This is a genomic window from Catenulispora subtropica (assembly GCF_039531675.1).
GTDB lineage: Bacteria > Actinomycetota > Actinomycetes > Streptomycetales > Catenulisporaceae > Catenulispora > Catenulispora subtropica.
Genome location: NZ_BAAAQM010000022.1, coordinates 1 through 23,598 on the forward strand (window position 1 = coordinate 1; position 23,598 = coordinate 23,598).

Annotated in this window: 21 protein-coding genes; 9 read left to right on the plus strand and 12 right to left on the minus strand. The window is 70.0% G+C overall.

What is annotated here, in order from left to right; genetic code table 11:
- The 3 genes from ABD466_RS19865 to ABD466_RS19875 all read left to right on the plus strand — a co-directional run.
- A partial coding sequence (locus tag ABD466_RS19865; RefSeq protein ID WP_344658598.1) for a family 2 encapsulin nanocompartment cargo protein terpene cyclase occupies positions 1-983 on the plus strand: 983 nt, incomplete at its 5' end.
- A gap of 136 nt (positions 984-1,119) precedes the next feature.
- Positions 1,120-1,521, plus strand: a complete 402-nt coding sequence (locus ABD466_RS19870) for a Tn3 family transposase (RefSeq protein ID WP_344658599.1) — start codon at positions 1,120-1,122, stop codon at positions 1,519-1,521.
- Positions 1,522-1,609: 88 nt separating this feature from the next.
- Positions 1,610-1,945: a trypco2 family protein gene (locus ABD466_RS19875; RefSeq protein ID WP_344658600.1), complete on the plus strand. Its 336-nt coding sequence runs from the start codon at positions 1,610-1,612 to the stop codon at positions 1,943-1,945.
- 503 nt (positions 1,946-2,448) lie between these two features.
- Here ABD466_RS19875 and ABD466_RS19880 read toward each other — a convergent pair.
- Positions 2,449-5,031: an FtsX-like permease family protein gene (locus ABD466_RS19880; protein WP_344658601.1), complete on the minus strand. Its 2,583-nt coding sequence runs from the start codon at positions 5,029-5,031 to the stop codon at positions 2,449-2,451.
- Positions 5,025-5,768: an ABC transporter ATP-binding protein gene (locus ABD466_RS19885; protein WP_344658602.1), complete on the minus strand. Its 744-nt coding sequence runs from the start codon at positions 5,766-5,768 to the stop codon at positions 5,025-5,027. The genes ABD466_RS19880 and ABD466_RS19885 overlap by 7 nt, the downstream gene beginning before the upstream one ends.
- Positions 5,769-6,503: 735 nt before the next feature.
- Here ABD466_RS19885 and ABD466_RS19890 point away from each other — a divergent pair.
- Positions 6,504-7,175, plus strand: a complete 672-nt coding sequence (locus ABD466_RS19890; protein ID WP_344658603.1) for a recombinase family protein — start codon at positions 6,504-6,506, stop codon at positions 7,173-7,175.
- 137 nt (positions 7,176-7,312) lie between these two features.
- On the plus strand, positions 7,313-7,654 hold the full coding sequence (locus tag ABD466_RS44435; RefSeq protein ID WP_425558690.1) for a GNAT family N-acetyltransferase: 342 nt from the start codon (positions 7,313-7,315) through the stop codon (positions 7,652-7,654).
- 918 nt (positions 7,655-8,572) lie between these two features.
- Here ABD466_RS44435 and ABD466_RS19905 read toward each other — a convergent pair.
- The 3 genes from ABD466_RS19905 to ABD466_RS19915 form a co-directional block, all read right to left on the minus strand.
- Positions 8,573-9,712, minus strand: a complete 1,140-nt coding sequence (locus ABD466_RS19905; protein ID WP_344658604.1) for a PP2C family protein-serine/threonine phosphatase — start codon at positions 9,710-9,712, stop codon at positions 8,573-8,575.
- Positions 9,713-9,849: 137 nt separating this feature from the next.
- Complete coding sequence (locus ABD466_RS19910) at positions 9,850-10,629, minus strand: exodeoxyribonuclease III (protein ID WP_344658715.1); 780 nt, start codon at positions 10,627-10,629, stop codon at positions 9,850-9,852.
- A gap of 24 nt (positions 10,630-10,653) precedes the next feature.
- Positions 10,654-11,283, minus strand: a complete 630-nt coding sequence (locus tag ABD466_RS19915; RefSeq protein WP_344658605.1) for a TIGR03085 family metal-binding protein — start codon at positions 11,281-11,283, stop codon at positions 10,654-10,656.
- 195 nt (positions 11,284-11,478) lie between these two features.
- Between ABD466_RS19915 and ABD466_RS19920 the strand changes: the two genes are divergently transcribed.
- Positions 11,479-12,786, plus strand: coding sequence for a class I SAM-dependent methyltransferase (locus ABD466_RS19920; protein WP_344658606.1), 1,308 nt, complete (start codon positions 11,479-11,481; stop codon positions 12,784-12,786).
- A gap of 96 nt (positions 12,787-12,882) precedes the next feature.
- Here the strand turns inward: ABD466_RS19920 and ABD466_RS19925 are convergent, their stop codons facing one another.
- From ABD466_RS19925 to ABD466_RS19935, 3 genes are all read right to left on the minus strand, one after another.
- Complete coding sequence (locus ABD466_RS19925; RefSeq protein ID WP_344658607.1) at positions 12,883-13,887, minus strand: pirin family protein; 1,005 nt, start codon at positions 13,885-13,887, stop codon at positions 12,883-12,885.
- 189 nt (positions 13,888-14,076) lie between these two features.
- A complete protein-coding gene (locus ABD466_RS19930) occupies positions 14,077-14,631 on the minus strand; it encodes a DinB family protein (RefSeq protein ID WP_344658608.1) in 555 nt (184 codons plus the stop codon).
- Between the two features lie 128 nt (positions 14,632-14,759).
- Positions 14,760-15,575, minus strand: a complete 816-nt coding sequence (locus ABD466_RS19935; protein ID WP_344658609.1) for a pyrroline-5-carboxylate reductase family protein — start codon at positions 15,573-15,575, stop codon at positions 14,760-14,762.
- 185 nt (positions 15,576-15,760) lie between these two features.
- Here ABD466_RS19935 and ABD466_RS19940 point away from each other — a divergent pair, with 185 nt between their 5' ends.
- Positions 15,761-17,575: a glycoside hydrolase family 76 protein gene (locus ABD466_RS19940; RefSeq protein ID WP_344658610.1), complete on the plus strand. Its 1,815-nt coding sequence runs from the start codon at positions 15,761-15,763 to the stop codon at positions 17,573-17,575.
- Between the two features lie 51 nt (positions 17,576-17,626).
- Here the strand turns inward: ABD466_RS19940 and ABD466_RS19945 are convergent, their stop codons facing one another.
- A complete protein-coding gene (locus tag ABD466_RS19945; protein ID WP_344658611.1) occupies positions 17,627-18,493 on the minus strand; it encodes an LLM class F420-dependent oxidoreductase in 867 nt (288 codons plus the stop codon).
- Between the two features lie 201 nt (positions 18,494-18,694).
- Between ABD466_RS19945 and kstD the strand changes: the two genes are divergently transcribed.
- Entirely contained in the window at positions 18,695-20,464 is a 1,770-nt protein-coding gene (gene kstD / locus ABD466_RS19950) for a 3-oxosteroid 1-dehydrogenase (RefSeq protein ID WP_344658612.1), read from the plus strand.
- 88 nt (positions 20,465-20,552) lie between these two features.
- Here kstD and ABD466_RS19955 read toward each other — a convergent pair whose 3' ends face one another.
- The 3 genes from ABD466_RS19955 to ABD466_RS19965 all read right to left on the minus strand — a co-directional run bounded on the left by ABD466_RS19955 (position 20,553) and on the right by ABD466_RS19965 (position 22,790).
- Entirely contained in the window at positions 20,553-21,401 is an 849-nt protein-coding gene (locus ABD466_RS19955; protein ID WP_344658613.1) for an oxidoreductase, read from the minus strand.
- A gap of 17 nt (positions 21,402-21,418) precedes the next feature.
- Positions 21,419-22,078 (minus strand): TetR/AcrR family transcriptional regulator, encoded by a 660-nt coding sequence (locus ABD466_RS19960; RefSeq protein WP_344658614.1) that lies wholly within the window; start codon positions 22,076-22,078, stop codon positions 21,419-21,421.
- Positions 22,079-22,346: 268 nt separating this feature from the next.
- Positions 22,347-22,790 (minus strand): hypothetical protein, encoded by a 444-nt coding sequence (locus tag ABD466_RS19965; RefSeq protein WP_344658615.1) that lies wholly within the window; start codon positions 22,788-22,790, stop codon positions 22,347-22,349.
- 414 nt (positions 22,791-23,204) lie between these two features.
- Here ABD466_RS19965 and ABD466_RS19970 point away from each other — a divergent pair, with 414 nt between their 5' ends.
- On the plus strand, positions 23,205-23,588 hold the full coding sequence (locus ABD466_RS19970) for a hypothetical protein (protein WP_344658616.1): 384 nt from the start codon (positions 23,205-23,207) through the stop codon (positions 23,586-23,588).
- Positions 23,589-23,598 lie beyond the last annotated feature (10 nt).

Below are 23,598 nucleotides of genomic sequence, written 5' to 3' on the forward strand. Positions count from 1 at the left end.
CCACCCCCCTCCAAGAACGACCCTGGGGCGACGGCAGCCACACCCCCCTGCACTGCCCACCGGCAGCCCGCACCGACCCCGCCCTGGCCACCGAAGTCGACAACCGCCTCACCGCCTGGGCCGACCGCATCGGCCTGCACGCCGGCCACCTCGACGAATTCCACGCCACCGGCTTCGGCCGCCTCATCACCCTCGCCCACCCCGAATGCGACGACCCCGACCTACTGCTCCTGTCCGCCCAGATGAACGCCGCCTGGTGGGCCAGCGACGACTACTACGCCGACGAAACCGACCTCGGCGCCATCCCCGAAGCCCTCCCCGGCCGCCTCGCCCTCGTCTCCTCCGCCCTGGACCCCCCACCCCCCGCCGGACGATTCACCCCACCCCTGAACGACGCCGTCGTCTCCGACCCCGTCCTCATCTCCCTGCGCTCAGCCCTCGCCCACGTCACCCGCCACGCCAGCGCCGCCCAAGTCATGCGAGTCCGCCACACCACCCACCAGATGTACGTCTCCTGGAACGCCTACAACGCCTGGCGCCACGCCGGCACCACCCCCGAAACCTGGCGCTACCTCGCCGCCCGCCAACACGACAGCTTCTACACCTCCATGATCCTCATCGACATCGTCGGCGGCTACGAACTCCCCCCCGAACTCTTCGCCGACCCCCTCTTCCACCGCGCCCTCACCCAAGCCGGCACCGCCGCCGTCCTCGTCAACGACCTCACCTCCGCCGCCCGCGAAGCCGGCGACGACCCCGACTGCAACCTCGTCCTCCTGCTCGCCGCCGAACGCCGATGCAGCCTGCACGAAGCCACCGAAGAAGTCGTCGCCCTCCACAACGACATCATCGACGGATTCGAACAAACCCGGGCGGCACTGGCCGCCGTACCATCACCAGAACTGCAACGCTTCATCCTCGGAGCCCGAGCCTGGCTCGGAGGATGCCTGGAATGGCACGACACCTCATCACGCTACAAATGAGCGGTGACTACTACGCCGAGCTGCGCAAGCCGCTGGACCCGAAGCGGTTCGTCGCCGATTTACGCGGCGAGATGGAACGTGAGCTGGCGGCGTTGAACGACGGCCTGCCGCGTCTGGGCTGGCGGCCTACCAGGCGATGCTGGAGATCGGCAAGGCCCAGAGAACGATCTTCATATGTCGTTACCTGCGCGATCGTGATCTTCAGCGGCAGATCGAGGAGGGCCTGAACGTCGTCGAGGCCTGGAACCGTGCCAACGCCGTAATCGCCTACGGCAAGTCCGGAGAGATCTCCACCAACCACAAGGAGGAGGTCGAGATGACCGTGGCGTGCCTGCGGATTCTGCAAGCAGGCCTCGTGTACGTGAACACCCTGATGCTTCAGCACGTTCTGGCCGAGCCTGAGTGGGAGCAGCTGCTGGGCCCGGCCGACCGGCGCGGCTTGACCGCGCTGTTCTGGGAGCACATCCGCCCTTATGGGGAGATCAATCTCGACCTTGGTCGCCGCCTTGCTATCGGCGAGAGTCTGGCGGCGGGGTGATCACCGCCTATGCCTTCTCTCCACGCGCGGTGTCAGGGGCTCTACAGTCGAATCCAGGGAAAGCCGGTGATCAGGGAGGGGTAAACGGGTGATCGAGCTGGCCAGCGTGATCAGGGATCTGAGAGCGGAGCTGGAGCAGGCGATAGTTGCCGCCGACGGCGCGGCACTGCGGTTTGAACTTGGACCGATCGAACTGGAGGTGACGATCGCCCTCGCGCACGAAACCAGTACCGGGGGCAACTCGATACCCGAGCTACGAACGCAGGCTTCTATCCCGAGCGCTTCGCGCCTTACGGACGCGAACCAAACGGCAGACCATCTTCACCATGGACTTGGCGCAGCCTCATTCGGGACGCTGACCAGTTACCCCGTCGCGGCGTACCCGAACAGCTCAACTTTAGAGAATACTGATTCTCTAAAGTGACTCCTGACATGGGTTTAGAGAACACGCTCCGGAGGGTCCGCAGGGCCCGGATTCCGGTTTAGAGAATAGGGCGCGGCCTTCTTCAAGCCGACGGGGACGACGCCCGGCGCCGGTCCCGGACCGGTTCGCCGCGGTGCTCGACGACTACACCGGCCAGCTGGCCGAGGTGCCGCTGTCACAGGCGACCCGGCGCACCTAAGCCTCCAAGGTGCGCCAGTTCCTCATCTGGCTCGACACCTACGCGGCGACCGGCGACGGCGATCCGCTGGGCGAATAGCCGCCGCGGGACTGGGCGGTACGCGACTACCGCACCCACCTGCAGGCCGTGGCCAAACGCGAGCCGGCCACGGTGAACAACGCTCTGGCGGCCCTCGACGACTTCTACACCCGCCGCGGCCTGGGACCGGCCGACGTCAAGCGCGCTGAGCTGCCCGAAACGGCACCGCGGGCGCTGGAGCCCCGCGACCGGGTGGTGTTCCTGCGCGGCACCGGAGGCCGCAGGCTCAGCCGGCCTCGCCGACGGCGGCCTCCATCAGTCCGCGTTCCTGCGTTCCGCGCAGGACGACGCCGACCGGTACGACCGCCGCGACCAAGCCGATCAGCACACAGGCCCCGAACAGGCCGCCGAGCGCGGCCCACGGCACCACCGCCGGGGTGGCGCCGACCAGCCGGCTCAGCGCTGCCCAGGCGCCGCCGATGCTGATGGCGACCGCCAGCGCGCCGACCACCGCGCCGGCGGCGAGGCACATCAGCGTCTCGACGGCCACGACCCGGAGCACCTGGCCTTTGGTGGCGCCGACCAGCCGCAGCAGGACCAGTTCCCGCTTGCGGTCCGACACCGTCATCACCAGCGTGTTGGCCAGAGCGATCGCCGCGTACAACACGGACAGGCCCAGGATCATCTCCATGCCGGTCCACGACGCCTTCTCGTTGGCGTCCATCGCCTGGGTGGCCACCTGATCGGGGACCCGCACCTGCGCGCCGGCCCCGGCAACGGCGGATCGCAGCCCGGCCAGCACCTTGCCCAAGTCCGCGCCGGGAGCCACCTTGACCTGGACCCGGGACGCCATGGCCGACCCGGCCAGCGAGGAGTCCACATAGGCCTGCGCCGCAGAGGAGCCGCTGTGCTTCAGGACCGCGGCCACCATCAAGGTCCGGGCCGTCCCGTCGGGCAGCCAGACCGACACGGTCCGGCCCGCCTTCGGCGAGCCCGGCCAGGACGAGCCGACGACGATGGAGTCCGGGCCCAGGCCGGCCAGCGAGCCGCTCGCCACCGGGAGCCGGGTGACGACAGGCAGCGCCGCGGCGTCCACGGCCGAGGTGTGCACACCGGTCATCATGTTCTCGCCATGGCCCTCGGACTGCTCGGTGTAGACCACGATCGGGGTCACCACCAGCGCCGTGGTGTCCGGCACCGAGCGGATCCGCTGCACCACGGCCTGGCTCAGACCCGGCGTCCCCGCCGGGGAGACCACGTAGTCGCTGCCAGCGAGCTCCTCCCGGGTCGCGGTGACCTGGCCGGCGTTGATCGTGGCGACGGTGCCGAGCAGGCTGCCGGCCAGCGCGATGATGATGACCACCGGGGTCGTGGTGGCGGCGGTGCGGCCGAACGCGGTGGCCGCGGTCTGCCGCGCGATCTCCCAGGTCGCCCCGTCCGTTCCCGGCCGGGACCCGTCCGCCGCCGCACGGCGCCGCACCAGCAGGGCGTGCACCGCGCTCGGCACGGCCGTCAGCAGCCCGGTCACCGGCTTGGCGAGCACCCCGCCCAGCACCGCGAACGCCCCCACGTTGATCAGCACCAGCGCCAGGGCGGCGGCCGCGTCCGCCCCCGATTCCGGCCGGATGAACGCCGTGGTGCCCTCGGCGATGAGACCGCCGATCAGCACCGCGCCGCCGACCAGCCAGCGGAAGATCAGCACCGGCACTTGCCGGCGCTCGCTGGCGGCCTCGCGCAGCGCGTCGGCCGGGCTGACCACGCCGGCCCGGACGGCGGAGACCAGGACCCCGACCAGCGCCGTCGTCATCCCGGTCAGCGCCGCGACGAGCAGCCCCCACCAGATGACCGACACCGTGAAGCCGGCCGGGACCAGGTCGTGGTCGACCAGCCACCGGCCGCACAGCGGACCGGTGGCCACACTCACGGCGCAGCCGATGACCGACGCGAACAGCCCGACCAGCAACGCCTCGAACCTGACCAGCCGGCGCATCTGCCGGCGGGTCGCGCCGACCATCCGCAGCAGCGCCAGCTCCCGGCGCCGCTGCGCGATCGACAGGGCGAAGGTGCCGGCGACCACGAAGATCGCGACGAATCCGGCGACCCCGGCCGCCAGGCCCAGCGGATCCTCGACCTTCTGCAGCTGGCCGGCCACCGCCACGTGGTGCGGATCGGCGGCGGACCGGTCGGGCCCGGACAGGATCGTCACGGCGGACAGACCCGAGGACCACGGCGTGAGCGCCTGCCGGACGGCGGCCTCCGGCGCGTACACCCCGAGCGCGTCGACGTCCGGCGACAGCGCCGCGGCCTCGGCGTCGCTGAAGAACACCGCGTGCTCGAACGGCGCCGAGTCGGTCACCCCGGTGACGGTCACCGTGCGCGGACCGGCAGCCGTCGTCAGCGGGACCGACCGGCCGACCAGCGCCGGATCACCGCCGCCGACCACCACCTCGCCCGGGCCGGCCGGCGCCCGCCCGGCCAGCAGCCGGTAGCCGCCGGGCTCCGCCGCCGACCAGCCGCGCCCCACCTGGTCGGCCGGGCCGCCGGCGAGCTGCGCGTAGAAGGTGTGGTCCGCGACGACCCGCCCGGTGGCCGCGGCCGCGGCCACCAGGTCGGCCGGCAGGGTGTGCGGGTGCCCGAGGTGGAAGCTCTCGTCGTGCCCGCCGGCGCCGGCGAACTCCATCGCCGTGGCCGGCAGTACCACCACCGGCACCCCCGAGTAGCGCTGCCGCTGCTCGTCGGGCACGGTGCCGGTGGCGTGGATGACCAGGATCGCGGTCGCCATCAGCGCCACCCCGCAGGTCAGCGCGACCAGCGTGCCGACGAAGGAGACCCACCGGACGCGCACCGTGGACAGTGCGATGCTCAGCATGTCGGCGTCTCCAGGCTCGTCATCCGGGCCGCGATCTGGTCCACCGTCGGCTGCTCCAGCACGCTGACGATGCGGCCGTCGGTCAGGAACACCACCTGGTCGGCGTAGCCGGCGGCGGCCGGATCGTGGGTGACCATGACCACCGCCCGGCTGGTGTCGTCGGCCATCGCCCGCAGCAGCCGGAGCACCTCGCGCCCGTTCTTGCTGTCCAGGGCGCCGGTCGGCTCGTCGGCCAGCAGCACCGCCGGCCGGGTGATCAGGGCCCGGGCGATCGCCACCCGCTGCTGCTGCCCGCCGGACAGCTGGCTGGGCCGGTGCCCCTCACGTCCGGACAGGCCGACCGCGGCCAGAGCCTCACGCACCTCGGACTCGCCCACCCGCCGGCCAGCCAGCCGCAGCGGCAAGGCGACGTTCTGCGCCGCGGTCAGCGAGGGCAGCAGGTTGAACGACTGGAAGACGAAGCCGATCTTCTCCCGCCGCAGCACGGTCAGGGCCTTGTCGCCGAGCTTGGCCAGCTCGACGCCGCCCACCACGACCTGCCCGGAGTCCACCTGCTCCAGGCCGGCTGCGCATCTGAGGAACGTCGACTTGCCCGAGCCCGAGGGGCCCATGACGGCCGTGAACGTGCCCCGTCTGAAGGTCGCGCTCACCTCGCACAGCGCGGCCACCGGCTCGGGGCCGGTACGGAAGGTACGCGACACGGCCCGGAACTCGACGGCGTACTCCAGCGAACTCATGAATCAAAGCCCATCATCTCGGTCGACGACGCGATCGATGACCCCTGGGCCCCCTTCGACAGTGAGGCAGGCCTCACCCCGGGACCCGGGGCAGGTCGGTCCCCGGTCGCGTCGTCGAGCAGCGCCAGGATCCCCTTGGCCGAATCCACCAGGTACATGTGGCCGCCGTTCATCTCCGCCAGCCGCAAGGGCGCAACCGGTGCCTGTCGCGAACTTCAGCGCGGTCATGACGAGGATCACGTCCGGCAGCCGGCCGTCCGACACCAGCGCTGGAATGATTCCGAACGCGCTGGCCAGGTAGGTAGGCGAAACTAGGCGAAACCTGGAAAGAAGTTCATGTCCTGGTCGGCCTGTCAGCTGAACTGCAGCGAGCCGTGGCCGTGGACCACCCGGTTCAAATAGCCGTAGTACTGGACGTACTGGTCGCCCATGTCCGAGGTCGAAGATGCAATCGCACACCAGATATGCCTGATCGCACAGAATCCCCCGATCAAAGGTTGGCCCTGGAAGGCTCCACGCTATCAAAGGTCTGCGATGTTGAGGCACCGCCTCCAGGCGTTCGATTCACTCAGGGCGGGGACGGCAACTGGCATGGAATCAAACGATCGTTTGATGCACGATGGAGCCGACCGGGTGCGGTGTCTGGTTCAGGCCGACTCACCCGTGCAACAAAGCGTGCATCGACAAACTTCGGTCGATTGCTTTGATGCACGCCTTTGATGCACACTCGGAGGTGTGGCGCCGACGAAGAATCCTGCGAAGACCACACAACGTCAGATCGATCACAGCCGGTTCGGGTACGCCCGGGTCTCCACCCGCGGCCAGACGCTGGAGGTTCAGCTGTCCGCGCTGGAGGCAGCCGGCGTGGCGCCGGCCAACGCCTACGCCGAGAAGAAGTCCGGCAAGGCCGGCAGCGCCCGGCCGCAGTGGGAGGACGTGCGATCCCGGCTTCGCCCCGGAGACACCCTCGTGGTCAGCAAGCTCGACCGCATGGGCCGCGACATGCGCGAGATCATGGAGACCGCGTGGTCGCTGCAAGACCTCGGCGCGAAGCTGGAGATCCTGTCCGGACCGCTGGCCGGAGTCTACGACCCCAGAGGCATGGGCAAAATCTTCTTCGCCACGCTCGCCGGCTTCGCCGAGATGGAACGCGAAATGACGATCGAGCGGACCAACGACGGGCTCGCGCAGGCGGCAGCCGAGGGGCGGCACGGCGGACGGAGGCCGGTCATCTCCAAAGACATGATGCGCATCGCCCTCGGCCGACGCGCCGACGGTGAGTCCGTCACCAGCATCGCCAAAGGGCTGACGTACAAGACCGCGAGCGGCGAGGAGCGGACGGTGTCCCGCCGCGCCCTCTACAACGCGTTCAAAGCCCACGACGCCGAGCGAGCCGAGGCCGCGTAGCCGCGGCGTGGCACGTTTCGCTCGTATTCGGGTCTCACCCCTCCGACACCCTCTTCACCCAAGCAGGAATCGGACCCCTCCCCGCCGGACCCCCCTACCCGCAGATCCAAGCCGAACTGGCACACGCCACCGCAGTCCTGGTCGTCGGCGAGCCACCCGTAGGCTTCGCCCGCATCGAACTCCTCGACGACACACCCCACCTGGAACAACTGTCCGTACACCCCACCGCGACACGGCAAGGACTGGGCACCGCACTGATCCAGGCATGCTGCCACTGGGCCACCCAACACGGGTACGACCAAATCACCCTGACCACATTCGCCGAAGTCCCCTTCAACGCACCCACGTATCAGCGCCTGGGATTCACACCCATCCCACAAAACCAACTACCGCCGCACCTGGCCGCACGACGCCGCCACGAAACCGAAACCGGCCTCGACGCCCTCAGACCCCGCATCGCGATGCGACACCGCATCTAACCCTTGACCCCCACACCACCACGCAGCCAGATCATGTCGACATCCTCCACAACCGGACCGTCCGGCCGCCACAACGGCAACGGCACCACCCCCGGCTCCACCAACTCCAACCCCGCGAACAAACCAGAAGTCGGATCGTAGCCATGTCGTTCTGTGAGCCAAGGAGTTGGATGATCCTTTTGTCTTCCTAAGACCGCTTGGCCTCCGACTTGGCTGACCACCATCGGTCGCATGCGAAATCACCACCGCACCCCCCGGCGACAACTCCCGCACGAACCGCGCCACAATCCCCGGCGCATCCTCGTCCTCACCCACGAAATGCAACAACGCCACCATCAACACCGCCACCGGACGGCCGAAATCCAGAACCCCGCGCACCCGCTCATGCGCCAACAACGCCTCCGGCTCCCGCACATCAGCCCGCACCACCGCCGTCCGCTCCGGATCCGCCCCCGCCAGCAACGCCGTCGAATGCGCCACCACGATCGGGTCATAATCCACGTGCACCACCCGCGCCCCCGGATTGACGGCGCGCGCCGTCTCGCCGGTGCTGCCCGGGCCGGGGATGCCGGTGCCGATGTCCAGGAACTGGTCGATGCCGGATTCGGCGAGGTAGCGGACGGTGCGGCCGAGGAAGGCCCGGTTGGCGCGGGCCATCGCGCGCAGTTCCGGCAGGGCCGACAGCGCCACCTCGGCGGCTTCGCGGTCGGCCGGGAAGTGGTCCTTGCCGCCCAGCAGGTAGTCGTAGATGCGCGCCGGATGCGGGCGGGAGGTCTCGATCTGCGGCGGCGCCCACTGCGGGGCCAGCGCGTCCCGGCCCAGTGACGATCCGAGCTCCTCGGTCATGCCCACCCCACACTCCTCACCCCAGCCGCAGCGGTGCGGACCAGGGTAGCCGACGATCGGTGGGTCCTGACATCAGGACGCCGCCGTCGGCGGCGGCACGTACGGCTTGCGCCGCACCACCAGCAACGCCACGTCGTCGTCCAGGCGATTGCCGGCGTGCGTGGCCAGCCCGGTGAGGATCTGCGCCGTCAGGTCGGCCGGGCTGGTCGGCGGGCGGCCGGTCAGGAACCCCGCCAGGTCGAAGAACTCGCCCGCGTTGTCCCGGGCCTCGGTGGTGCCGTCGGTGTACAGCAGCAGGGTGTCGCCGGGCGCGAACCCCGCCCAGGCCGGAGCCGCCGCCGCCGGCGGATCGGCCAGATCGAACAGGCCCAGCGGCGGGCCCGGGGGCACCGGCGCCAGCACGTCGACGCGGCCGTCGCGCATCAGCAGCGGCGGCGGGTGGCCGCAGTTCACCACCTGCACCGTCGGCCGTGTCGGGTCGACCGACAGCAGCACCGCGGTGACGAACTCCTCGTCCCGCACCGGGCGGCGGGCCAGCATGGCGTGCATCCGGTCGGCGACCCGCGACAGGTCCGGCTCGGTGTGCGCGGCTTCCCGGAACACCCCCAGCACGTCGGCGGCCGCCTCCACCGCCGGCAGGCCCTTGCCTCGCACGTCGCCGATCAGCAGCCGGTCCCCGAACCGGGTCGACAAGGCCTCGTACAGGTCGCCGCCGATCCGCGCCTCGGCGGCCGCGGCCCGGTACGCCACCGCCGTGCGGACCTGGTCCAGCTCCGGCGGCACATCCCGCAGCACCACGTGCTGCGCCGCCTCCGCGACACTGCGGACGTTCGCCAGCATCCGCGACTGGCGGCCCACCAGGCCCACGCTCACACAGCTGACGACCGTCACCGCCAGGATCGCGCCGAGCGAGGCCACCTCCACGTCCCCGGCCAGGTCGTGCGCGTAGATGTACGAGGCGCCGCTGACCAGCGCCGCCACCAGCGCCGCGGTGATCGTCTGCCACAACGACCGCGTCAACAACGCCGCCAGCGCCGGGGCCACCGACAACGTCGAGGAGAACGTCACATCGCGGGGCGTCACCGTATCCACCAGCATGATCACCGCGATGAACACGTACGGCACCAGCCGCTGCGGCCACGACGGACGCCTCGGCGCCACCGCCACCGGCGGCAGAACGCGCCTGGGCGGCGGAGGACCAAGCCAAGCCATGCGTCACGGATCCCAGGGTCGAAAGGCGGCGGGCGGATGTGCGATCAACGGAACACGCCCCGGCCGATGGCGGCACCCGGGGCTGCGCCGAACGCGCGAACAGACGGCGGACGGACCTCACGCCGATCTCATGGATCTCACACGGTCAGGTCCACCACCACCGGGGCGTGATCGGACGCCCCCTTGCCCTTGCGCTCTTCGCGGTCCACGAACGCGTCCGACACCGCGCCGGCGAACGCCGGATTGGCGAACACCAGATCGATGCGCATGCCGTTGTTCTTCGGGAACGCCAACTGCCGATAATCCCAGTATGTGAAAGGCTTGTCATACTTCAAGGCGCGGGGGAGAACCTCAACCAGTCCGTGACCCTCCAGATCCGCCAACTTCGCCCGCTCCCCCGGCGTCACATGAGTCGACCCCGCGAACAACGAGATATCCCACACATCAGCATCCGTCGGCGCGATGTTGAAATCCCCCAACACCGCATAAGGCATCTCACCAGCCGCCGGCCCCGCAACAGCCGCCGCCAACGAGTCCAACCAACTCAGCTTGTAGTCATAGTGCACATGCCCGACCTCACGGCCGTTCGGAACATAAACACTGGTCACCCGCACCGGACCACACGTCGCCGTGATCGCCCGCGGCTCCAGCACCCCCTCGAACTCCGGCAGCCCCGGCCACCCCCGCTCCACATCCGCCAACCCCACCCGCGACAGGATCGCCACCCCGTTCCAACGCCCCGTCCCCCACGTCGCCGCCTCATACCCCAACGCCGCCACCTGCTCCGCAGGGAACTGTGCATCAGTCGACTTCAGCTCCTGCAGACACAACACATCCGGCTTGGCCGACCCCAACCACCCGACCAAACGCTCCACCCGCGCCGTCACCGAATTCACATTCCACGTCGCCACCCGCAGCACCATGGTCGCCAGCCTATGCGGTCACACCCCGAACCTCGCACCCCGCACCGCCGCCACCGCCTCCTCCGGACCCTCCACCTCCACCACCGCATGCCCCTGCCGCCCGGACAAGAACACCACCAACTCCCCCGGCTCCCCCGTCACCGTCGCCACCGGCGCCCCCTTCCGCACCACCACCGACTGCCCATCCGGCCGCCGCACCACCAACCCCACCGGCGACCGCCGCCCGACCAACTTCGCCATCCCCCCGACCCTCCGCCACAACGCCTCCACCACCCCGGACTCCAACCGCCGCGGCTCCCAACCACCCCTAGCCCGCCGCACATCCTCACAATGCACGAAGAACTCCACCAAATTCGCCAACTCATCCACCCCGGGGATGGAGAACACCGACTTCCGCGGCGGCCCCGCCACCACCAAACCCAGCAACTCATCCCACGGCAACGCCGCATACTCCGCCTGCACCCGCGCCAACCGCGGCGCCAACGACTTGATCACAATCCCCGCCGCATCAGCCCGCCGCTCCCGCGCCACCACATGCGCCGCGAGATCCCGCGCCGTCCACCCCTCACACAACGTCGGCGCGTCCGGACCCGCATCACGCAGGGCTTCGATCAGGGCAGCACGCTCCACACGGGCGAAATGAGTCATGAGGCCAGGGTAGACACACATCGCTCAGGTATGAACACCCCTGCTGCTGACAGCACACCGCCACGCACCACCACCCGGCACACATCACCACCGCGACACACCGCCACCCCGGCACAAGACACCGCTCACCCGCCTCACCCACCCTCCGGCCCACCTCAACACACCCCCACAGCCAAAAACGTGCAAGATAGTGACATGGGCACCAATACCTCCGTCGCATCCGTCTTCAAGCCCCTGCTCACGGTTGCACTCGGCGAGAACCCGGCCGTCCGCTTCGAATTCTGGGACGGCAGCTCGCTCACACCGGAGGGCGGGCACAGCGGCACCGTCGTCATCCGCGCCAAAGAAGCCCTCACCAACCTCGTGTGGGCACCCGGAGAACTCGGGCTGGCCCGCTCCTACGTCGCCGGACACCTCGACTTCCAAGGCGACATCTTCAACGTCCTGCGGGCCATGCGACAAACCGCCCCCCGCGACGCCCGGCTCGGCGCCGACGCCGCCGTACAAGCACTCAACGCCGCCCGGCGGCTCGGCGCCCTCGGATGGAAACCCGAACCGCCCGCCGAAGAAGCACACCAACACGGACGGCGCCACACCAAACGGCGCGACTCCGAAGCCATCACCCACCACTACGACGTCGGCAACGACTTCTACGAACTGGTGCTCGGCCCCTCCCTGACCTACTCCTGCGCCCGCTTCGTCAGCCCCGACGACGACGGCGCCCAAGGCCCCAACCCCGCCGTCACCCTCGAAGACGCCCAAGCCGCCAAACACGACCTCGTCTGCCGCAAACTCGGCCTGGACCGGCGCCCCCGCCAAGACCTGCTCGACGTCGGCTGCGGCTGGGGCTCCATGGCCATCCACGCCGCCACCCACTACGAGGCGCGCGTCGTCGGCATCACCATCAGCGCCGCCCAGGCCGACCTCGCCCGCAAGCGCGTCGCCCAGGCCGGCGTCAGCGACCGCGTCGAGATCCGGCTCCAGGACTACCGCGACCTCGGCGGCGAGCGGTTCGACGCCATCTCCTCCATCGGCATGTTCGAACACGTCGGCGCCGAACGCACCGCCGAGTACTTCGACACCCTCCGCAGCCTCCTGCGCCCCCAGGGCCGCCTGCTCAACCACGCCATCTCCAGCCCCGGCGGCTCCCGCATCAGCGCCCGCAGCTTCATCGGCCGCTACGTCTTCCCCGACGGCGAACTCCTCGACGTCGGCACCACCGCCCTGGCCATGCAGAAGTCCGGCTTCGAACTCCGCGACGTCGAAGCCCTCCGCGAGCACTACGCCCTGACCCTGCGCGCCTGGGTCGCGAACCTGCAGGCGAACTGGGACGAGGCCGTCAAGCTCGTCGGCATCGGACGCGCACGCGTGTGGCTGCTCTACATGGCAGCGTCCGCACTCGGGTTCGAAGACGGCGGGATCGGGATCCATCAGGTGCTGGGCGTGGTGCCCGAGGAGGGTGGAGCAGCCGCCATGCCCGGGAACCGGCGCAGCTGGACATAAGCACGACAAGCAGCTCTCCGCTGGAGAACGCCGACAGCGAAGGGGCCCGCAGGAACCTGTCCTGCGAGCCCCTTCCCGCGTCTCAGCGTTCGCGGACTACTCCGCCGACGCCGGCGGAGGCGGCGTGTCCCCCGGCTGGAGGTGCGGAATCGGGCTCGTCGGCTCGACGCCCATCTTCCCGGAGCGGAAGTCCAGCAGCGCCTGCCGGATCTCGTCCTCGGTGTTCATCACGAACGGGCCGTAGTGCACCACCGGCTCGCGGATCGGCTCACCGCCCAGAACGATCACGTCCATCGTCGGGTGCCGCGAGTCCTGCTGCTTGTCGGCGGCGATGACGATCGAGTCGCCGGCGCCGAAGACCGCGGTCTGCGCGGAGTGCACGGGACGGTTCTCCGCACCGACGGTGCCCCGGCCGTTGAGCACGTACACCAGCGCGTTGAAATCCTTGCGCCACGGCAGCTCGACGCGGGCGCCCGGGGTGATCGACAAGTGGGCCAGCGTGATCGGGGTGTGGGTGACGCCCGGCCCCTCGACGCCGTCGATCCCGCCGGCGATGACGCGGATCAGCGCGCCGCCGTCCGGGGACGAGGCCAGACCGACCTGGCCGGAGCGGATGTCCTGGTACCGCGGCGGCGACCACTTCTTCGCCTTCGGCAGGTTCACCCACAGCTGGATCCCGTGGAACCAGCCGCCGCTCTGCACCAGCTTCTCCGGCGGCGTCTCGATGTGCAGCAGCCCCGAGCCCGCGGTCATCCACTGCGTGTCGCCGTCGGTGATCACACCACCGCCGCCATGGGAGTCCTGGTGGATGAACATGCCGTCGATGATGTACGTCACGGTCTCGAAACCCCGGTGCGGATGCCACGGAGTGCCCTTCGGCTCCCCGGCGGCGTACTCCACCTCACCCATCTGATCCATCATGATGAACGGATCCAGGTACTCGGTCCGGATCCCGGCGAACGCCCGGTTCACCGGGAAACCCTCCCCTTCGAACCCCGACGGCGCGGTCGTCACCGCCAGCACCGGACGCGCCGCAGCGCCCTCGCCGGGCGCCGCCACACGGGGCAGGGCCAGCGGGTTCTCAACAGTCACAGCAGGCACGACGTCCTCCTCGGTTCCGGGGTCACGGCTTCTTGTTCCCCTCCAACGGTAGTTGAAATTTGAATATTCCACCTCTCGAGGAGCGGGCTCTCTTTAGGAGAGTGCCGCCGAAGGCGGCTCCGTTGTGGAGGTGAGCGGGTCGGGACTGTTGTATGGAGAAGGAGTTAGGGGCCCGTTATCTGTTTGAAGTCACGCACCTTCCCGCAGGTACAGGTCACGCAGCAGCCCGATCTCGCCGCCGTGATGAGCGACCTCGTCCAGGGCGTGCAATGCGAGCTTGAGATAGGTCTGACCGGAGACCTCGTCGGGGCCCAGGCCCATCGGTGCCAGCAGGCGATCGTCGCCGAGTGCCGCGATGCGGGAAACGAAGCGCTCCCAGTCCTCGGCGAGCGCCTGGATGCCCTCTTCGGCGGTGCCCGGCCACACATGGCGGTCGCCGAGGTCAGGGACGTCCTCGAAGAAGTAGATGACGTAGCCGCGCAGGCAGAGGGCCCCGATGTGCCAGATGCGCCAGGCGATCGTCGTGACGGGGGCCGGCACCTCCGGGGTCGACTCCGGGAACAACGTGGCGACCCGGAAGACTCCGTCGTCACCGGGCTCGATGGTGATGCAGTCATCGACCGGCTCCCAGCGGTACTCGGCGTCAGTCAGACCCTCGAGACGCTTGATGAGCCGGAACCGCACGTCTTCGATGGTCGCGAGCACGTCGCGGGTGACGGGGTCGGAAACGGTCGCTTCAGCCATGTCAGCTCCAGGGCTCAGTGGGTTCCAGGGAGATGCACGGATGCAGCAGTCCCCCGCCACAGATATCAGGGGTTGTCCATGCGGCGCACCGAGACCACGTGTTCGCCTGCCGAGCAAAGGGCCTGTTATTAATTCTTCAGCAGCCCGTCCACTTCCCCACCGATCTCCCGCGATCGCTCCGCCGACTTCTCCAACGCGGCCCGCAACATGTCCTGCCACCGCGTCTCCTGCAACAATGCAAACCCTTCCGCCGTCGTCCCCCCAGGCGTCAGCACCGGCTTGTACACGTCCGCCGGCGTCGCGTTGAGCCGCTCGACGAGCTCGGCCGTCCCCGTCAGCAGCCCCAGCGCGATGGTGCATGCCTGCGCGGAGCTGAACCCCGCGGCCATCGCGAACTCCGCCAGCGCGTCGGCGAAGTAGGCGACGAGCGCCGTCCCTCCCCCGACCACCGCGCTCGCCGCGTCCAGGGCGTCCTCGTCGGCCACCTTCACCACGCTGCCGACGCCCGCCAGGATCTTGTCGGCGAGCGCCACGCCCTGCGTGGTGACCGCGGGGTCCGGTGCCAGGACCGTGACGGCCTTGCCCACCTGCGCCGCGATGTTCGTCATGCCTCTGATCACCTGGCGGCTGCGCAGCCCGCCGGTGAGCGCGCCGAGCCGTACGCCGGCCATCAGCGACACCACCGTCACGCCGGCGACGGCGTGCGGGTCCTGGCCGGCGGCGAAGCCGGGGAACGCCTGCGGCGGCAGCGTGAGCAGTGTCAGGTCCCCCGGTGCCGGCTCGTACGCGGCGGCGGCCTCCGCGCGCAGCCGCTCCCGGGCGCGCTCGCGGCCCTCGGGCGTGGCGTCCACGAAGTGGAGTTCCACGTCCGGCACACCGCGCTTGATGCCGGATCCGATGACCATGCCCAGGCGCCCTGCGCCGACGATGACGACTCGTTGCACGTGTTCCATGCAACGCCAGCCAGGGCCGGCGCGCCGGGTGGGGCGGACCGAACCGGTGACGGCGTGACATTTACGGCATAGTCCGGCCTCGCTACTCTTCCCCCGAATCGGCTTCCTCGGGAAGGTGAGGGAACACCTTGATTCGCGAGCCATCAGCGGTGTGCTTCCGGCGTCCGCTCGCCGTCGTGACCTCCGCGGCCTTCGCTCTGGCGGCCACCGTCCTGACCGCGGCCCAGGCGCATGCGTTCGTCCCCGTCAGCAACATCTACCCCGACGTCCGCGACCCCGGCTGGGCCGCCGGCGACCGGAGCGCGGCGAGCACCTCGCAGTGGGGCCGGTCCATCGTCCTGCACGTCTCCGGCGCCGACGACATGGCGTGGGGCTCGATCGACGACGGCCAGGCCGGCGACGAGGTCTGGATGGACCGCTCCTACGACGGCGGCGCGACCTGGGGCTCCGACGCCAAGATCGGGGACACGAGCATCCCGGCGGGCCGGACCGGGTGGCGCACCATGATGGACAACTTCGACGACGCGGCCACCGGGCGCCACGGCGTGCTCCGCGCCTGCGGCAAGGCCGGGGACCGCCCCGAGATCGCCTGCACCCCCTGGCTGACGGCCTCCTCCCCCGCGCTGGACCGCTACCCGGACGGCCGCGACCCGGCCCTGGCGAGCGCCGACCGGAGCGCGGCGAGCGCCTCGCAGTGGTCCCGCAGCATTCTGCTGCACGTCTCCGATCCCGACGACATGGCGTGGGCGTCGATCGGCAACGGTCAGCCCGGCGACGAGGTGTGGCTGGATCGTTCGTTCGACGACGGCGCGACCTGGGGTTCGGGTTCGAAGCTCGGCGACACCACGGTCCCGGCCGGGCAGACCGGGTGGCGCACGATGATGGACGACTTCCACGACCGCCTGACCGAACAAGTCGGTGTGCTCCGCGCGTGCGGCAAGGCCGGCGACCGGCCGGAGATCGCCTGCACGGGGTGGGTGAGTCCGGCGCTGGGCGGCAGGGCGAACGGCGCGGCGGCGCTGATGCAGTACTGGAGCCCGCGCTCGGGTCTGTGGTCGGGTAGCTTCGGCTGGACCGACGCCAACGCGCTGACCACGATGATCGACTATGCGCAGAGGAGCGGGGACCACGGCTACGATTACGTCATCGGCCAGGTCTGGCGCCACAACCTGCGCAACGACGGCAGCCAGGTCAGCACGGACTTCGACACGTACGGCTTCAACGACGACGTCGGCTGGTGGGGTCTGGCGTGGCTGCGGGCGTACGACTACACCGGCGAGCAGTCCTACCTGCGGATGGCACAGACCGACGCGGACATCATGGCGAGCCACTGGGACGCGACCTGCGGCGGTGGGGTGTGGTGGAACACCAACACCGGTTCGGCCGGCTACAAGAACGCCATCACCAACGAGCTGTTCCTGAAGCTGGAGGCGGCGCTCTACAACCACACGAGGGACGCCGCGAACCTGAACTGGGCGAACGCGGAGTGGAACTGGTTCGCCGCCAGCGGCATGATCAACAGTTCGCACCTGGTCGACGACGGCCTCACCCAGGACGGCAGCTGCCGGAACAACGACGGCGGCACCTTCACCTACAACCAGGGTGTCATCCTCGACGGGCTGGCGCAGCTCTCGATCGCGCGCGGCGGTGACAGTGGTCTGCTCGGGACCGCGAAGTCGATCGCGCAGGCTGCCACCATGCGCCTGGTGACCAGCGGCGGCGTGCTGAGCGAACCGGTCGGCGACACGAACTGCACCGCGGACGACTCGGGGTTCAAGGGCATCTTCGTACGGAACCTGTTCGAGTACGCGCGCGACGCGAACGACGCGGGCTTCAACGGGTTCATGGCGACGCAGGCCGCGTCGCTGCTGGCGCACGACACGTTCGGGTTCGACCAGAACGGGATGGCGTGGCAGGGGACGGGCCAGACGCAGGCGACGAGCTTCGCGTGCACGGCGTCGGCTCAGGACGCGCTGAACGCGGGAACGTAGCGCCGGCTGCCGGTCCCGGGTGCGGGCCGGCCGTCACCCGGGGACGACGGCTCACATCTCCGCGGCCGCCGGAACGACCTCGCGTCCGATCAGCTCCAGCCGCTCGGTCTCCCACACCCGCGGGATCGAGACGTGCACCTCGGCGACGCCCAGTGCGGCCAGCCCGCGCAGCTGTTCCAGGAACGCCGGAATGTTCTCCCCCTTGTCGCCGGGGTCGAGCCGCGTCATCACGGTCTTCTCGACGTCGTCGTAGTCGCGCCCCTCGGCCTCGCAGTGGCCGCGCAGCACGGCGAGCTTGCGTCCGAGCTCGGGCGTGGCGAACAGGTTGCAGGCGCGGGCGTAGCGCGCGACCAGCCGCAGGGTCTTGCGTTCCCCGCCGCCGCCGATCAGGATCGGCGGCGTCCGCAGCGGCTGCGGGGAGTTCAGGGTGCGGGTCAGGTGGTAGTGCCGCCCCTCGTAGGGGCCTTCGTCGGCGCTCCACATCTGGCGGCAGATCTGCAGCGTCTCCTCCAGGCGTTCGAAGCGTTCGGCGGTGCCGGGGAACGGCAGTCCGAGACCGGCGGCCTCCTCGAAGTTCCAGCCGGCCCCGATGCCGAGCCATGCCCGGCCCTGGGACAGGACGTCGAGCGTGGAGACGAGTTTGGCCAGCATGCCGGGCTCGCGGTAGGTGGCCGCGGTGACCCAGGCCAGCAGCTGGACCTTGGACGTGCGCGCCGCCAGGTAGCCCAGGGTGGTGTAGGCCTCGAGCATGGCGTACTCCGGCGGGCCGACCACGCCGATCTGCCAGACGTGGTCCATCACGCTGAGGCGGGCGAGGCCGGCCTCCTCGGCGGCGGTCGCGATCCGCGTCAGGTCGTCGGCCAGGCCGGCGGGGCCGGAGGGGTAGGTGAAGTCCGGGATGTGCAGGCCGATTTCCATCGTCGCTCCTCGCTTGGCGGCAATCCCTCATGACGCTACCCGGCACCCGGCGATCGCGACATCGGGACCCGGGCGGACGACGGTCCTTGACATCTCAAGATCCGCACGTCACATTCCCTGACGCAGCGTCAGATATCTGGTTTCCGGGCCCGGCTCCCCCGCGATCACCCGTCTTCCGTGCACCGTGCCGAAGGAGCCGTCATGCCCGAGTACGCGCCGAGCACCCCTTCCCGCCGCGCCGTCCTGGCCGGCGCCGGCGCCGCCGCCCTCGCGGTGGGCGCCGCGCGCGCCGAGGCCGCTTCGGCCGCCGCTTCCCCGGTCCCCGTGCTGGGCGACTACGACGTGGTCGTGGTCGGGTCCGGCGCCTCCGGGATGACGGCGGCGCTGACCGCCGCGAAGCGCGGGCTGCGCACGGTGGTGGTGGAGAAGGCGCCGACGTTCGGCGGGTCGGCGGCGCGCAGCGGGGCCGGGGTGTGGATCCCGAACAACCCGGTGATCCTGGCCGCCGGGGTGCCGGACACGCCGGCGCTGGCGGCGCAGTACCTGGCCGCGGTGGTGGGGCCGGAGGTGCCGGCCGCGCGGCAGAACGCGTTCCTGGCCAACGGCCCGCAGATGATCGCGTTCGTGATGGCCAACAGCCCTCTGCGGTTCCGGTTCATGTCCGGCTACTCGGACTACTATCCGGAGCTGCCCGGCGGCATGCCGAACGGACGGTCCATCGAACCGGACCAGCTGGACGGCACCATCCTCGGCGCCGAGCTGGCGAACCTGAACCCGTCGTACCTGGCGGTCCCGGCGGGCATGGTGGTGTTCAGCGCGGACTACAAGTGGCTGAACCTCGCCGCGGTGAACGCGAAGGGCGCCGATGTGGCCGCGACGTGCCTGGCGCGCGGAACGGCGGCGACGCTGGCTGGGCAGAAGCCGCTGACGATGGGGCAGTCGCTGGCGGCGGGGCTGCGGGCGGGGTTGCAGCAGGCGAATGTGCCGGTGTTGCTGAACACTCCTCTGACCGACATCTACATGGCGAACGGTCGCGCGGCCGGGGTCTACGTGACGTCCAACGGGAGCCCGGGCTTGATCACGGCCTCCCGCGGCGTGATCGTCGGCTCCGGCGGCTTCGAGCACAATCTGGCGATGCGCGCGCAGTACCAGCAGGCGCCGATCGGCCAGTGGAGCGTCGGCGCGAAGGAGAACACCGGCGACGGGATCCTGGCCGGGCAGCGGGCCGGGGCGGCCCTCGGGCTGCTCGACGACGCGTGGTGGGGCCCGGCGATCCCGATCCCGGGCACGCCGTACTTCTGCCTGGCCGAGCGCACGCTCCCCGGCGGCCTGATGGTGAACCAGGCGGGCAAGCGGTTCGTGGACGAGGCCGCGCCGTACAGCGACGTGGTGCACGTGATGTACGCGAAGAACGCGTCGGCCCCCGACATCCCGGCGTGGCTGATCGTCGACCAGAACTACCGGAACCGGTATCTGTTCCGCGACATCGCGCCGACCCTGCCGTTCCCGGACTCGTGGTACCAGAACGGTTCGGTCTACAAGGCGTGGACGCTGGCCGATCTGGCCGGTCAGATCGGCGTGCCGTCCCAGGCGCTGGTCAACTCGGTGACGCGGTTCAACGAGGAGGCGTGGGCCGGCAAGGACAGCGACTTCCAGCGCGGCGACAGCGTGTACGACCACTACTACACCGACCCGGCGGTGCTCCCGAACTCGTGCCTGGGGGTGTTGTGGGAGGCGCCGTTCTACGCGCTGCGGATCGTGCCGGGAGATCTGGGGACGAAGGGCGGCATCCAGACGGACGAGCGGGCCCGGGCCCTGCGGCCGGACGGCAGTGTGATCCCGGGCCTGTACGCGGCGGGCAACGCTTCGGTGGCGGTGATGGGGCACAGCTACGCCGGTGCCGGATCGACGATCGGACCGGCGATGACGTTCGGGTACGTGGCGGCGAACGACATCGCCGATCACCCGTAGTCGGCGACCCGTGTGGGGACGCCGGCGGCGGCACCTCCGCGCCTCATGGCCATGACATCGCGGAGGTCCCGCCGCCGGACACGAGGCGTCAGGCGCCGGTCGCGCCTTCGTCGAAGTCGGTGGACAGGGACAGCTCCCGCCACGCGGCGAACTCCTGGTCCACCTGCGTGCGCGCTTCGCCGACCAACCGGACGGCGTCGCTGCCGAGCAGCAGGTGGCCGGGCGGGTTCGGGGCGTCGAGGACGGCCAGCAGGGCCCTGCCGGCCTGGGCGGGGTCGCCGGGCTGCCGGCCGCTGCCGGCCTGCCGACGCTCGCGCATGGGGCCGAAGACCTCGTCGTAGTCGGGGATGCTGCGCTGCACGCGGGCCATCGAGCGGCCGGCCCAGTCGGTCCGGAAGCCTCCGGGCTCGATGCTCGTCACGCGGATCCCGAAGGACTCCACCTCCTGGCGCAGGCTGTCGGCGATGCCTTCGACCGCGTACTTGCTGCCGTGGTAGAGAGACAGGCCGCTGAAGGCACGCAGGCCGCCCATCGAGGTGATGAAGAAGATGTGCCCGCTGCGGCGGGCGCGCATCGAGGGCAGCACGGCCTTGGTGACGGCGACGACGCCGAACACGTTGACCTCGAACTGTGCCCGCATGTCGGCCATGGACACCTCCTCCAGCGGGCCCTCGACGCCGTAGCCGGCGTTGTTCACCAGCACGTCGATCGGCCCGACGGTCTGCGCGACCTCTGCGACCACGGCGTCGACCCGGTCGTGGTCGGTCACGTCGAGGACGCGGCCGTGGGCGCGGCCCGGGGCGATCTCCTCGAACTCCTTGATCTGGCCGGGGTCGCGCAGCGTGCCCACGACGGTGTGGCCGGCCGCCAGCGCTTCGGTGGCTATGGCACGGCCCAGACCGGTGCTGACACCGGTGATGAGGAAGATTTTCGACATGGCAAGTTCCTTATAGATCAGTGCTGGGGTCGGCTCGCGTCCGGGAGCAGGCCGCGCAACGCGGTGGCGACCAGGGTGCGGGCGTGCTCGTCGGTGAGTTCACGATGACCGGTGAGGCGCCGGAAGATCAACGGCCCGAACAGGATGTCGATGACGTCGTCCACCACGATGCCGGCATCGGCCTCGCCGCGGTCCACGGCCCGCTGCCACAGCTCGGTGACGGCCCGGCGACGCCCGGCCAGGAAGTACTCGCGGAAGTAGGCCGCACCGGCCGGATCGTCGACGCACGCGGCCGTCAACTGGGCGAACACCTCGCCGAGTGGGCTGGCGTAGAACGCGCTGACCCGGACGACCTGCTCGGTGAGGTCGCCGACGGCCGTCCCGGTGTCCGGCAGCGGCAGGGCCCGCGCCATCAGCTCGCCGAAGGCTTTGGCGGCCACCGCGGCACGCGAGGGCCAGTGCTTGTAGATGGTGGCTTTGCTGACGCCGGAGCGGGCGGCGATCGCGTCGACGGTCGCGGCGGGATAGCCGCCCTCGGTGAGCAGTTCTTTCGTAGCGGTCAGGACGGCTTGGTGGACGCGCTGGCTGCGTGGTCCGGTGGGGTGCGGCACGATGCCGTCGGCGGTGTCGGTGTCGTCAGCGCTGCCGGGGCCGTCGGGGCCCTCTGTCGATCGCATCACGTCACACGTGCCGGGTCAGGGCTTCGAACGTCTCGTCGGCGAGCTCCGAAACCCGACCGCGTGATCGTCCGGTCGCCGAGAGCGGAGACGCCACCGGCTCCGGCGGGAGAGGTGTTCATCGGACCTCCTCGATCTGAAGTGAACTATACGTTCAGTTTAGATGAGGGGACGTCGTTCCTCAACTCCCGGCGGTCTCAACTCCCGGTGTGCGGGTCGCCGCGGCGGCGATGGCGACCCGCCTGAGGTCGCCGAACCACCGCAGCGTCTACATCCGGCTCAACGCGATCTGCGCGACGGCGGCGGCGATCTGCTCGCTCTGGTGGCCTTTGGCGCCCGTGAGGTCGACTTCGAGGGCGTCGTCGCCGACCGCGATGTCGAGCATGGCGCCGTACCAGACCGCCTTGTGGCCGGGGAAGTCGACGAATTTTCCGTAGGTATCCTTCACCAGGGCGGCGCCGCCGGACTTCCGCATGACGCTGACGCCGAGGGTCAGGCCGCTGGCCTTCGTCACGCCGTACAGGCAGGTGTCCTCGTCGCCGTAGGTCTTGTGCTCCATGCTGATCAGCTGGACCCCCACGGTCTGCTGGATCTCCTGCGGGGTGACCAGCTTGCAGGACCCGGTGGCGGCCGGGAAGGTCGCCGGCGCGGCTGCGGGCGCCGACGTGGCGGCCGCCGCTGCGGAGGTGGCTGGCGAAGAAGTGGCGGGCACAGAGGACGCCGAGGTCGGTTGCTGGGAAGCGGAAGCAGCTGGGCTCGTAGAGCTCGTCGAGCTGCCACACGCGCTAAGAGCCGCCACACAGGCAGCAGCCGTACTAAGCACTACGAACGGATTCGGTATTCGCATGCTCTCATCGAACTCGCCGCGTCCGGCACAGTCTTGAGTACCGGCTACTCAAGGACGCTGAAGAAGATCTCGGCGGCAGTGTCGGATCGCGTCGGATCGCGTCGAGTCCGTTCGCACGTCACCGCACTCTGCGTCCCGGTCGTCACCCTGATGCCACGCAAGGCTCCGCAGGAACTTGGTGTGACGGGCGGGTAGACAGGCCCTCGTAGGTATGCGAATGTCGAGTCGTTCCTGACGCGCACGGACGACGCAGGCAAGGAAGCTTGCGAAGGAGGGACCGTGTCCAGCCAGTGGGAATCCACGATGCTGCTGCGAGTGCCCGGGCAGGCGTACATCAGAAGTGACCGTCTCAGCAGTGGCCGGCAGGCCCAGGATCTGATCGAGTGCGCCTCCTGCCGTCGAAGCGCCGACTGGCTCATCGCCGTCGCGGATGACGCCGTCTCGGACGACGCCGTCGAGGTCGCGTGCCGCTGCGGATGCCAGTGGCAGCTCGCCGTCGCGCTGGGCAGCGTCGTCGGGCTCGCCGAGCACCAGCCGATCGAGCCCCGGTGGCAGTGCCTGGACGACGCTCGCCTCGCGCTCGGGTTCGGCCGGCAACGTGAGAGGACCGACGCCGGCGGCACCCGCCGTCGCCGCCGGCCCTCCATGATCGTGCCGCGCTGAGGCGGGACGC

Excerpts from the sequence above, each read along its gene's own strand:
- ABD466_RS19960 (WP_344658614.1), bottom strand. The coding sequence starts at position 22,078 with ATGCGATCGACAGAGGGCCCCGACGGCCCCGGCAGCGCTGACGACACC.
- ABD466_RS19905 (WP_344658604.1), bottom strand. The coding sequence starts at position 9,712 with ATGGCTTGGCTTGGTCCTCCGCCGCCCAGGCGCGTTCTGCCGCCGGTG.
- ABD466_RS19870 (WP_344658599.1), top strand. The coding sequence starts at position 1,120 with ATGCTGGAGATCGGCAAGGCCCAGAGAACGATCTTCATATGTCGTTAC.
- kstD (WP_344658612.1), top strand. The coding sequence starts at position 18,695 with ATGCCCGAGTACGCGCCGAGCACCCCTTCCCGCCGCGCCGTCCTGGCC.
- ABD466_RS19915 (WP_344658605.1), bottom strand. The coding sequence starts at position 11,283 with ATGACTCATTTCGCCCGTGTGGAGCGTGCTGCCCTGATCGAAGCCCTG.
- ABD466_RS19930 (WP_344658608.1), bottom strand. The coding sequence starts at position 14,631 with ATGGCTGAAGCGACCGTTTCCGACCCCGTCACCCGCGACGTGCTCGCG.
- ABD466_RS19885 (WP_344658602.1), bottom strand. The coding sequence starts at position 5,768 with ATGAGTTCGCTGGAGTACGCCGTCGAGTTCCGGGCCGTGTCGCGTACC.
- ABD466_RS19880 (WP_344658601.1), bottom strand. The coding sequence starts at position 5,031 with ATGCTGAGCATCGCACTGTCCACGGTGCGCGTCCGGTGGGTCTCCTTC.
- ABD466_RS19945 (WP_344658611.1), bottom strand. The coding sequence starts at position 18,493 with ATGGAAATCGGCCTGCACATCCCGGACTTCACCTACCCCTCCGGCCCC.
- ABD466_RS19955 (WP_344658613.1), bottom strand. The coding sequence starts at position 21,401 with ATGTCGAAAATCTTCCTCATCACCGGTGTCAGCACCGGTCTGGGCCGT.
- ABD466_RS19920 (WP_344658606.1), top strand. The coding sequence starts at position 11,479 with ATGGGCACCAATACCTCCGTCGCATCCGTCTTCAAGCCCCTGCTCACG.